This window comes from Streptomyces sp. MK37H, from assembly GCF_018035285.1.
GTDB classification, from domain to species: domain Bacteria; phylum Actinomycetota; class Actinomycetes; order Streptomycetales; family Streptomycetaceae; genus Streptomyces; species Streptomyces endocoffeicus.
On record NZ_JAAAYH010000314.1, the window covers coordinates 1 to 10,789 of the forward strand.

The following is a 10,789-nucleotide window of genomic DNA, read 5'->3' on the forward strand; positions in this document are numbered from 1 at the left end:
AGGTTCTGGTACTGGCAGCCGCCCAGTCCGTAGAAGACGCTGCTGTCGTCCCACAACGTGCCGATGGCATACGTCGCTGTGTACGGGCTGTCGTAGGCGCTGTAGGGGTAGTGCGCGAGTACGGCGTCGGCCTGTGCGCCGAACTCCAGCCTGACCGCCCGCTCGTACTGGCCCTTCGTCGCGTTCGCGAACGGCAGTGCCCATTGGCGTACCTCGTCGCGGGTGCTGCCGATGAGGAGCGGGACATTGTGGATCCGGCCGGATCGTACGGCAACGCTCGGCGCGAGGGGCAGTTCGGGAACCCCGGACACGGGAAGGGGGCCGGTCAGGATGGAGCCGACGAAGCCGCTGTCGGCGGCCAGCAGTTTGTTCGCCGACTTGGCCCGTAGACAGGACACGGCGGTCGCCGGAACGGAACAGCCGACGGCCGCGGCGTAGTCCTCGCCCTTGGCGGTGGCCTGTGCGACCGTGAGGCTCGGACACCCGCCGCTCTGGATGATCGCACCAGCGAACAGAGCGCGCGCCGGAGGCGAGGACAGCAGAGCGCAGACGGAGTGGCCGCCGGCCGACTCGCCCGCGATGGTCACGCGGCCCGCGTCCCCTCCGAAGGCACCTATGTTGCGCTGCGTCCAGCGAAGAGCCGCCTCCTGGTCGAGCAGGCCGTAGTTGCCCGCACCCTGCCTGCTCAGCCCGGGCACGTCGAGGAAACCGAACACGCCCAGCCGGTAGTTGATCGTGACGACCACTACGTTGTCGGCCTTCGCGATCTGCGAGCCGTCGTAGAGGTCACCGGCACCGCTGGAGAAGCCCCCGCCATGGATCCAGAACAGCACCGGCAGCGGGCGGTTCGTTCGCCGTTCGGGGGTGTAGACGTTGAGATACAGACAGTCCTCGCTCATGCCCGGGCCGGTGCTGGTGGGCGACTGCGGGCAGCGCGAGCCGTACGTGGTAGCCGACCGCGGGCTCGACCAGGCGGAAGCGGGTGCGGGAGGCTGCCAGCGTCTGGTACCGACCGGTGGCGCGGCGTACGGGATGCCGAGGAACCGATCGACCCCGTCCGCCGTGGCTCCCGCGACCGCGCCTTTGTCGGTGGAGATCGTCAAGGGGCGAGGGGCCGCGGACGAAGGTACGGCCGATACAACGGTCAGCAGGGCGAGCAGACTCACAAGGGCCGCAAGTTCTCGTCGAACAATGGAGCGCACTGAACCTCCCGAGGGGCAGGAACGAGCGGGGAATCCGCATGCTCCGTTTCGAGCAACGGGTGTGCAACGCCGCCAGTCCGCTCAACGGACCTGTACCTTCAGATGCCTCAAACATCCGGAGACGAGGGCATCCATCGGCCAAGCCCGCTCGCAGCGCCGCGGGCGTCGGGGTGCGATATCGAGTCCTGAAGGTCACCAGCCCACGGGGCCGTTCACGTCGAAGAAGCTGCCGCTGGGACCGTCCGCCGGGAGCGTGGCGGCGCGCACGACGACCTTCGCACCCTGTGATGGATGATGCGTTCCGAGGTTGTTGTTCAGATCGGTGGCGATGTATCCCGGGCACACTGAGTTGATCTTGATCGGCGTGTCGTTGAGTTCGACGGCGAACCATCCGGTGAGTGCATTGATGAGGGTCTTCGACGCGGGGTAGGCGAAGGCCGGAAACTGCGCCAGCGGGTTGTCTGGAGATACGAGTGTGGTGATCGACCCCACCGTGCTGCTCACATTCACGATGCGTCCGGCCTGCGCCTTCCGCAGGAGCGGCAAGAATTCCTGCGTGACGCGCAGAGCCCCGTAGAAGTTCACGTCCAACGTGTGCTGGATCGTTTCCAGCCGCACCGCACTGGGAAGACCTTCACCTTCCCCGATCGCGACGCCCGCGTTGTTGACCAGCACGTCCAGCGCGCCGGTTTCGTCGCTGATGTGCGCCGCAGCGGCCCTGACGCTTTCCGTATCGGTCACATCGAGGCTGACGAATCGAACGTCTCCGTCCTGGGAGAGTTCCTTTGCTGCGGCTTCGCCTCGCCCTTGATGGCGGCACCCCAGCCAGACCGTGAAGCCCTGGTGCGCGAGCTGACGTGCGGTCTCGAATCCGATGCCCTTGTTGGCGCCTGTGACAAGCGCCGTTTGCTTCGCGATGTTCATGATCTCGATACTGCGGGACCAGAGCGGTACGATGCATCACGTGAAGTCTCCGATTCTTTACGCATCGTCCGCGAATGGATCGGTGCTCGGCTCCAGCGATCCGATCGCTGATGCCATCGGCCTTCTGCGGCCCCGCACCGTGGTCGAGGCCGGTCTCCACGCCGCGGGACCATGGGCGGTGCGTTTCGACCCGTTCCCACACGTGAAACTCGGCGTCGTCGTGCGTGGCGAATGCTGGCTGGCCCTCGAAGGGCTCGAACCTGTACGGCTGAACGAGGGCGACTTCTACCTGCTGGGCAACCCTCCGCCCTACGTACTGGCCAGCTCGCCCACCGTGAAACCCCGCTCTGCGAAGCCGTTGTGGGACAGCGCTGTGGACGGCGCTGTGCGTATCGGACCCAAGGACGAGGAAGACACATACCTGTGCGGCGGGCACTTCTCGTTCGACGACATGAACGCCCCCATCCTGATCGATGTTCTGCCGCCGCTCGTGCACGTCCATGCCGCGGATCCTCGAGGCAGGCTGCTCGCTCACCTGAGTGAACTGATGGTCGCCGAGACCGAGACCACCGCCGTCGGCGGCTCTCTGGTCCTGGACCATCTCGCACAGATCCTGTTCGTCCATATGCTGCGCGCCCACGCCGACGAATCCGGCCGGCCCACTGGCTGGCTGGGGGCACTCAACGACGACGGCATCGGTGCCGCACTTCGTGCCATGCACGCAGACGTGGCGCACCATTGGACCCTCAAAGAGCTCGCCAGTATCAGCTGCATGTCACGCTCGGTGTTCGCCGCGTCCTTCAAGAAGCAGGTCGGAACTGCGCCACTGACCTACTTGATCGAATGGCGAATGAGCCTTGCACGTGATGCCCTGCGCCGCGGCACTCAATCGATCTCCGAGCTGGCATTCGCGACCGGCTATGAATCCGAGAGCGCGTTCAGCACCGCATTCCGCCGCGTGGTCGGCTCCTCACCCAAACAATTTCGCGATACAGCACATCGCGCTGTGAGCAGCGGGCCGAGCCAGGAATCCTTCGTCGATTCTGGCGCAGTTTGATAGTGCTGCAGCACTGGCGGGGGCGGCTGGCCTTCTGTGTGCCGGTGCGGATGTCGCAATCCACACCGAAACCAGAGGCCCTCGCCCCGTTCAAGCACCCCGCAGGGCGCGTCGCGGCCCGTCGAGTGCTATATCGAGGTGGGCGGGTGCGGGGAGCGGAGCACAAGCAGGGTGATCTCGCTGGGGGCGAAGACGCGGAACGGCGGGCCCCAGAAGCCGGTGCCGCGGCTGGTGTAGAGGAGGGTGCGGGGGCCGTGGTGGCTGAGGCCGGCGAGGGCGGGCTGGTCGATGCGGACGAGGTGGTGGAAGGGCCAGATCTGGCCGCCGTGGGTGTGGCCGGAGAGTTGGAGGTCGATGCCGGCGGCTGCCGCCCGGTCGATGAACTTGGGCTGGTGTGCCAGGAGCAGGACGGGTGAGTCGGGGTCGGCGCCGTTCAAGGCTCCGGCGAGGTGGGCGCGGTGGCCTGCCAGGCCGGAGGACTCGGCGGTGACGTCATCCACGCCGGCGACCACGAGGGTGTCGCCTCCGCTTTCGAGCAGCAGATGGCGGTTGCGCAGCGGCTCCCAGCCCAGCTCGTCCATCAGGTCGACCCAGCCCTGGGCCTCGCTGTGGTACTCGTGGTTGCCGGTGACGTATACCCGGGCCCGGGTGGCCCGCACCGTACCGAGTGGGGCGGCCTGGGCGCGGCGGCGTTCGGCCGTGCCGTCCGCGATGTCGCCGGTGTGGCAGACCAGGTCGGCCTCCAGAGTGTTCACCGTCTCGCATACCCGCGCCGACCAGCGAGTGCGATCGAGCGGGCCGTAGTGGGTGTCGGTGATGAGGGCGACGCGGATGCCGTCCAATCCGGCACCCAGCCGTGGGAGTTGGACGTCGAGTCGGCGCACGCGTGGCACGCGGCGGGCCTCGGCGTGCCCCCAGCCGAGCAGTACGGCGGTGATGCCGAGGACGGCCCAGGTGATGATTCGGGCCCGGTCCTGGCTCTCGCCGATGCCGGCCACGGTCAGGGCGAGCCGCAAGAGGACGCCGAGCAGAACGGACCAGGTGAACAGAGTCCAGCTGGTGCCCAGCAGGGTGTCGCCGATGATCGCCGCCCGGTCCTGCTGGCGCCGGCCGTGGCCGCGCACCATCGCGAGCGGCATACCGATGAGGGCGAGGGTGAACAGGGCGGTGCCGGCCAGCGTGACGGGCAGCGGCCAGTGCTGGCCGCTGTGTAGGAGCACCCAGCAGGGCACGGCCCACAGCAGCACGGGGGCGATCAGGGGGACGTAGCGCAGCAGGCGGTGCGGTCGGCTCTGCGGCGACGCTTGCGCTTCACCCTCGGCGGGCCGGGTGTTGCTGGTGTCGGTCACGCTTCCCCTCCCTGACCAGGCTGCCGTCTCGCGCACTGTATCCGGTCGCCTTGGGCCGGCCGGACCGTATCCGGCCTTCGCTGAACTCCCCCACTGGCGCGGGGCCGACTTCGGGAACCTGCCATCTCGCGCGATCATGAGAACGAGCTCTCATGGTCATGTTGGAGATGACCTCAGAGGTGAGGCCAGCGCGAAGTGCATTGCGTTGGGAGGCCGGAGCAGCGGAGTGAGCAGGTCATTCCCATGCTGGCAATGCACGTCGCTCAGACGCGCTTGAGTTGGGGTCCAACGTGGCTGCCGGGGCACACCTAAAACGGTCATCACCGGAAGAGCCGCGAGGCGGGGGCCAGGAGGGCCCCGACGGCCACCATCCCTGCGAGCAGGGGCACCGGCAGGTGGGCGCCTGGCGTGTACTTCAGGTGGCTGAGGTTGGATCCGGCTCCGAGCAACCAGAGCAGACTGCCGACCATGATCAGCAGGTAGTTGTCCCTTTCGCGGAGAATGCGCATTCCTGCCCAGAGCAGCAGTGGCATGACGAGTAAGATCCCCAGAACGAATGTGACCAGGTGGATTTCATCGGGTACCCATGAGTCGTCGGGGTCTGCCCGTTTCTGGGCCCGTGCGGCGGCGTAGCCGGCGCTGAGGATGAGGTGGCATACGAGTACGGCCACAGCTGTGACCGCCGCTCCCTTGAGTGGCTGTACCGCTCGGGACATGGTTCATTCCACGCTTTCCAGAGGCGGTGGGGTCCTGCGTACGGTAGGCAGGACCCCACGGTTTCCACACGATGAGGTACTACTCGTCCTTGAGTGTCTTCTCAAGGGAGTCGGCGTACAGACTGGCACCCGCGGGCGTGAGGCGGTGCGAATCCGAGCGCGATGCCCAGCCCGGCATCCGGGTCGTGGGTGTCGCCCGAGATGGTGTCGAGTGCGTCGAACTGGCCCGTCGGCTGCGCCCCGCGGTGGTGCCGGCCGACATCCGTATGCCGCGGATGGACGGCTTGGAGGTCACCCGCGCCCTGGCGGGTGAGCGGCCCGGCGAACCTATGTTGAACGTCGTAGTGATCACGACGTTCGACCAGGACGACTACGTACGCGACGCGCTGCGCTATGGCGCCTGCGGTTTCCTGCTCAAGGATGCTCCGCCCGCGCTGCTCGTGGAGGCGGTACGGGCGGCCTCGCGCGGCGACGCGCTGATCTCGCCGGCGGTCACGGTGCGGCTGCTGCGCGGGCTGCAGCACGGATTCGGTGGCAGCGAGGAGCACCGGGAGGCCGCCGGGCTGAGCAGCCGGGAGACGGAGATCGCCGGTCTGGTGGCGGTGGGCCGCACCAACCAGGAGATCGCCGAGGAACTGTTCCTGTCGCTGTCGTCGGTGAAGACGTATCTGGCCCGGATCCAGGCCAAGGTCGAGGCCCGCAATCGCGTCGAGATCGCGGCCTGGGCGTGGGAGAACGGCGTGGTCACATCGCGCGACCAGCGTCCGTGACGGGGCGTGGCAGACTCGTCCGTACCTCCCACTGACCCGAGCCCGTGGCACCAGCCCAGAACGTGCCGTCGAGTGCCTCGACGCGTTCGCGCAGACCGATCAGACCGAAACCGCCGCGGCCGCCCGCCGGGGGGTCCGTCGGGCGGAGTCTCGCGCTGTTGGTCACCGTCACCCGCAACCACTCCGGATCGGCGTCCAGGCGTACGGTCACCCGTTCGCCCGGAGCATGCCGCATCACATTGGTGAGGGCCTCTCTGACCACCCGCAGTACGGTCGCCTCGGCCTCCGGGCTGAACCGGCTCGCGCGGGCCGCGGCGCTCGCCTCGAGCCGGGCCGCCGGGGCGTCGGGCCGGTGCCGGGAGAACTCGCCGACAGTCTCCCCGAGTTCGGCGAGGAGATCGCCCGGTCGCAGCGCCTGATGGCCGTCCTCGCGCAGCACCCGTACCAGGCGCCGCATCGATTCCAGGGTCTCCGTGCCGGACCGGACGATCGCCTCCAGGGCTGGCTCGACCTTCTCGGACGCGGTCGCGTGGATGGTCCTGGCTGCGTTGGCCTGCACGATGATGCCCGTCATGTGGTGGGCGATCAGGTCGTGCAGATCCCGGGCCAGAGCCAGCCGCTCGGCCTGCCGCACGTCCCGCACCGCACGCTGCCGGCGAGCCTCGGTCGCGCGGACTACACAGCCCATGGCGATGCCCAGCGAGAGCATGATCGTGACCATGTAACTGCCGGCGATGAAGCCGTCCAGCGTCCGGGTGCGCAGCGCCTGCATCAGCATGCTGACGGCCAGGGCGGCGACGGTCCACGCCATGGTCCGGACGGGATAGACCTGGGCAAGCGCCCGGATGATCAGGAACAGCAGCGCGAATGCCTCCAGGTAGCCGATGTCCGTCCCGCTCACCGGCACGAACAGGCACAGGCCGCTGAGTGTGAGGGACATGGCCGCCACCCCCAAGGCCCGGGCCGGGAAGGGCAGCGGGTAGCGGGCGCTGGGCAGCGCGAGCGCGGCCAGGGGACCGGTGACGAACACTGGCAGCCATGTGGTGGGCGCGATCGGCGGCTCGGTCACGAACAGCAGCACCAGGTCGGCCTTCAGACCGCCGGCCCGATCATGAGCCTCATGCCGATCCTCCTGGTCGGCATCGTCTTCGGCCTTGCCATGGACTACCAGGTCTTCCTCGTCACCCGAATCCGGGAGGCATACGTCCACGGCGCCGATCCGCGCACCGCGATCACCGAGGGCTTCCGGCACAGCGGCAAGGTCGTCGTCGCCGCTGCGCTGATCATGACGGGTGTCTTCGGCGGCTTCATCGGCGGCGACGACGCCATGATCAAGTCACTCGGCCTCGGTCTGGCCGCGGCGGTGATCTTCGACGCGTTCGTGGTCCGCATGACCATCGTGCCCGCCGTCCTGACCCTGCTCGGCCGACGGGCCTGGTCAATGCCCGGCTGGCTCGACCGTCGCCTGCCGCACGTCGACATCGAAGGCGAAAAACTCAGCGGCGCGATCCCGGCTTCCTCCGAACCCGACCGCAGGGACGCCGACTTCACCCCGGCCCGCTGAGCCTAATGCCGCTCGAAAAGTCATCGCCGCAGGTGAGCGGGGTGTGGTCGGGCCGCTGGGATCATGCGTACGTGATCGTGTCTTTGCTGTAGAAGCTAACCCGGAAGCTGCTGACGGTTCCATCGGTAATCGTGCGCCGACAGGGCGCCTGACGGGCATCCGCCCCGGTCAGGCGCCCTGTCGCGGTGCTCAGAAGAAGCCGAGCTTCTTCGGCGAGTACGACACCAGCAGGTTCTTCGTCTGCTGGTAGTGGTCCAGCATCATCTTGTGGGTCTCGCGGCCGATCCCGGACTGCTTGTAGCCGCCGAAGGCGGCGTGCGCCGGGTAGGCGTGGTAGCAGTTGGTCCACACCCGGCCCGCCTGGATGGCGCGCCCGGCCCGGTACGCGGTCGAGCCGTCCCGGGTCCACACCCCCGCGCCCAGCCCGTAGAGCGTGTCGTTGGCGATCCCGATCGCGTCGTCGAAGTCGCCGAACCGCGTCACCGCGACCACCGGCCCGAAGATCTCCTCCTGGAAGACCCGCATGTGGTTGTCGCCCTCGAAGATCGTGGGCTCGACGTAGTAGCCGCCCTCCAGCTCACCGCCGAGCTCGGCGCGGCTGCCGCCGGTGAGGACGCGGGCGCCCTCCTGCCGGCCGATGTCCAGGTACGACAGGATCTTCTCGAGCTGGTCGTTGGACGCCTGGGCGCCGATCATGGTGTCGGTGTCCAGCGGATGCCCCTGCGTGATCTTCTCCGTACGGGCCACGGCCGCGTCCATGAACGCCTGGTAGTGGCCGCCCTGGACCAGGGCGCGCGAGGGACAGGTGCACACCTCGCCCTGGTTGAGGGCGAACATGGTGAACCCTTCCAGGGCCTTGTCCATGAAGTCGTCGTCGGTGGCCGAGACATCGTCGAAGAAGATGTTCGGGCTCTTGCCGCCGAGCTCCAGGGTGACCGGGATCAGGTTCTCGCTCGCGTACTGCATGATCAGCCGGCCGGTGGTGGTCTCCCCGGTGAAGGCGACCTTGGCCACCCGGGAGTTGGACGCCAGCGGCTTTCCGGCCTCCACGCCGAAGCCGTTGACGATGTTGACCACACCTGGCGGCAGCAGATCGGCCACCAGGTTCATCCAGACGTGGATCGAGGCGGGCGTCTGCTCGGCCGGTTTCAGCACCACCGCGTTGCCCGCGGCCAGCGCCGGGGCCAGCTTCCAGGTGGCCATCAGGATGGGGAAGTTCCACGGGATGATCTGGGCGACCACGCCCAGCGGCTCATGGAAGTGGTACGCGACCGTGTCGTGGTCGATCTCGGAGAGGCTGCCCTCCTGCGCCCGGATGGCTCCCGCGAAGTAGCGGAAGTGGTCGATGGCGAGCGGGATGTCGGCGGCCAGTGTCTCCCGTACCGGCTTGCCGTTCTCCCAGCTCTCGGCGACCGCGAGGGCCTCCAGGTTCTGCTCCATCCGATCGGCGATCTTCAGCAGCACCGAGGCGCGCTCGGCGGGCGCCGTACGGCCCCAGGCGGGGGCGGCCGCGTGGGCGGCGTCCAGGGCCCGCTCGACGTCCTCGGCGGTGCCCCGGGCGATCTCGGTGAAGGGCTGCCCGTTGACGGGGGTGGGGTTCTCGAAGTAGCGGCCCTGGGCCGGGGTGACGTACTCCCCGCCGATCCAGTGGTCATAGCGCGGCTGATAGGTGACGACCGAGCCCTCGGAGCCGGGGCTTGCGAAACGCGTCATGGGGCGGCCTCCCTGGTGTACGCGTGGTGGGTCCCGTTGTCGGACGCGTCGTCCGTGTGCGCGTCCAGGCTCCGCCCGCGCCGACGCGGGCGGAGCCGACGGGGAGGCTAGGCGCGGCCACGTTGCGCGGACGTTGCGTCCCGGTGGCCGTCCCCTTGCCGCAGGGCTCCGTGCTCATGGCCGCCTTGGTGGTGGGCGCCGCCCGGCAGCCCGTACAGCTCCCGCAGCCGCCGCACCCGCGCCGCCGGAGCCGCCCGCCCCGGCGCATGCGCCGGGAGCGTGGTCAGCAGCGCCTCCGCGACCTCCAGATCGTCCTCGCCCCACGGTGTCTGCGCCCAGCGCCGCAGCAGCTCCGGATCGCCGTGGGACAGCACGGCGCGCCGCAGCCCGTCCTCCAGCATCCGCCGCATCCGGCACACCCCCGGCGCCTCCGAAAGCGGCAGCAGCGGCCCGGTGTACGCCCGCAGCGCCGTGTACGCGTCGCCGGAGGCCAACGCCTCGGCGGCGTCGCCCAGATCGGTGCGCACGGGTGCGCAGAGCCGGTACGGGCGCGAGCCCAGCAGCGGGCCCACCAGGCGGCGCAGCCGGGACAGTTCGGCCCGCAGCGTCACGGGGGAGCGGTCGTCGGCCCGGGGCCCGTACAGCTCGAGCGTCAGCCGGTCGCCCGACAGCCCCTCCGGATGGCCGGCCAGCAGCACCATGATCTCGCTGTGCCGCCGCCCGAGCCGCAGCCGCCGCCCGTCGACGACCAGCAGCGCCTCGTCCCGCCCCAGCGCCGTCAGCGAGATCCGCGGCTCGCGCGTCCGCGGCACCTCGGCGCCCAGCTGGGCCTCGGCGGCGCGGGCGGTCGCCTGGACCAGGGCGAGGCTGTGCGGGGCGGCCAGATGGTCCCCGCCGGTGATGTCCACCGCGCCCAGCAGCCGCCCGGTGTGCGGATCGTGGACCGGGGCGGCGGCGCAGGTCCACGGCTGCACACTGCGGTTGAAGTGCTCGGTGGCGAAGATCTGCACCGCGTGGTCGACGGTGAGCGCCGTCCCGGGCGCGTTGGTGCCCGCGTGGCGCTCGTCCCAGCGCGCCCCGGCCACGAAGTTCATCCCCTCGGCCCGGTTCCGTACCCCCGCGTGCCCCTCCACCCACAGCAGCCGGCCCTGCTCGTCGCAGACCGCGAGCAGATGGGCCCCGTCATGGGCGATGCTGCCCAGCAACTCCCGGAACAGCGGCATCACCCGGGCCAGCGGATGGTCCGCACGGTAGGTGTCCAGCGCGTCGTCCGCCAGGTCGATCGGCGCCTTGCACTCCTGGGTGATCCGGGCGTCGGCCGAGCGCCGCCAGGACTCCGCCACCACCGGCCGTACGGCCGGACTCACCGCCCCCTCCGTCAGAAACGCCTCATGGGCGCGGCGCACGTCGCGGGTGCGCTCAGCGGGGTCGGTGCCTGACGCCATCGCCAGCCAGGGATTGACCATGGTGCCTCGCTCAGCGGTACGGAGGGGC

Annotated in this window: 9 protein-coding genes and 1 pseudogene; 3 read left to right on the top strand and 7 right to left on the bottom strand. The window is 69.2% G+C overall.

From position 1 onward, the window contains the following. Both GWI24_RS32040 and GWI24_RS32045 read right to left on the bottom strand, forming a co-directional pair. Positions 1-1,103: carboxylesterase/lipase family protein (locus GWI24_RS32040; protein ID WP_210949545.1), on the bottom strand; the 1,103-nt coding region annotated here is incomplete at its 3' end. A 291-nt stretch (positions 1,104-1,394) separates the two neighbouring features. Beyond that, positions 1,395-2,126: an SDR family oxidoreductase gene (locus GWI24_RS32045; RefSeq protein WP_210949546.1), complete on the bottom strand. Its 732-nt coding sequence runs from the start codon at positions 2,124-2,126 to the stop codon at positions 1,395-1,397. A 40-nt stretch (positions 2,127-2,166) separates the two neighbouring features. Between GWI24_RS32045 and GWI24_RS32050 the strand changes: the two genes are divergently transcribed. Next, the gene (locus GWI24_RS32050) at positions 2,167-3,183 is read left to right on the top strand and encodes an AraC family transcriptional regulator (protein WP_308344156.1); all 1,017 of its coding nucleotides are present in this window, start codon (positions 2,167-2,169) and stop codon (positions 3,181-3,183) included. Positions 3,184-3,311: 128 nt separating this feature from the next. On the opposite strand, the gene GWI24_RS32055 is transcribed toward GWI24_RS32050, so the two are convergent. Together GWI24_RS32055 and GWI24_RS32060 are read right to left on the bottom strand one after the other, a co-directional pair. After that, positions 3,312-4,532, bottom strand: a complete 1,221-nt coding sequence (locus tag GWI24_RS32055; protein ID WP_210949547.1) for a metallophosphoesterase — start codon at positions 4,530-4,532, stop codon at positions 3,312-3,314. 320 nt (positions 4,533-4,852) lie between these two features. Continuing rightward, positions 4,853-5,065 carry a hypothetical protein gene (locus tag GWI24_RS32060; RefSeq protein WP_210949548.1) on the bottom strand — a complete coding sequence of 71 codons (213 nt, stop codon included), beginning with the start codon at positions 5,063-5,065 and terminating at the stop codon, positions 4,853-4,855. A gap of 320 nt (positions 5,066-5,385) precedes the next feature. Here GWI24_RS32060 and GWI24_RS32065 point away from each other — a divergent pair, with 320 nt between their 5' ends. After that, positions 5,386-6,018, top strand: a complete 633-nt coding sequence (locus tag GWI24_RS32065; protein WP_308344157.1) for a response regulator transcription factor — start codon at positions 5,386-5,388, stop codon at positions 6,016-6,018. On the opposite strand, the gene GWI24_RS32070 is transcribed toward GWI24_RS32065, so the two are convergent. After that, the gene (locus tag GWI24_RS32070) at positions 5,993-7,099 is read right to left on the bottom strand and encodes a histidine kinase (RefSeq protein ID WP_210949550.1); all 1,107 of its coding nucleotides are present in this window, start codon (positions 7,097-7,099) and stop codon (positions 5,993-5,995) included. The genes GWI24_RS32065 and GWI24_RS32070 overlap by 26 nt on opposite strands. Positions 7,100-7,102: 3 nt before the next feature. On the opposite strand from GWI24_RS32070, the pseudogene GWI24_RS32075 reads away from it, so the two are divergent. Next, a pseudogene (locus GWI24_RS32075) lies at positions 7,103-7,582 on the top strand (MMPL family transporter); the annotation flags it as partial. 189 nt (positions 7,583-7,771) lie between these two features. On the opposite strand, the gene adh reads toward GWI24_RS32075, so the two are convergent. Together adh and GWI24_RS32085 are read right to left on the bottom strand one after the other, a co-directional pair. After that, positions 7,772-9,295 carry an aldehyde dehydrogenase gene (adh, locus tag GWI24_RS32080; RefSeq protein WP_210949552.1) on the bottom strand — a complete coding sequence of 508 codons (1,524 nt, stop codon included), beginning with the start codon at positions 9,293-9,295 and terminating at the stop codon, positions 7,772-7,774. Positions 9,296-9,402: 107 nt separating this feature from the next. Beyond that, the gene (locus tag GWI24_RS32085; protein WP_210949555.1) at positions 9,403-10,761 is read right to left on the bottom strand and encodes a GAF domain-containing protein; all 1,359 of its coding nucleotides are present in this window, start codon (positions 10,759-10,761) and stop codon (positions 9,403-9,405) included. Positions 10,762-10,789: the final 28 nt, after the last annotated feature.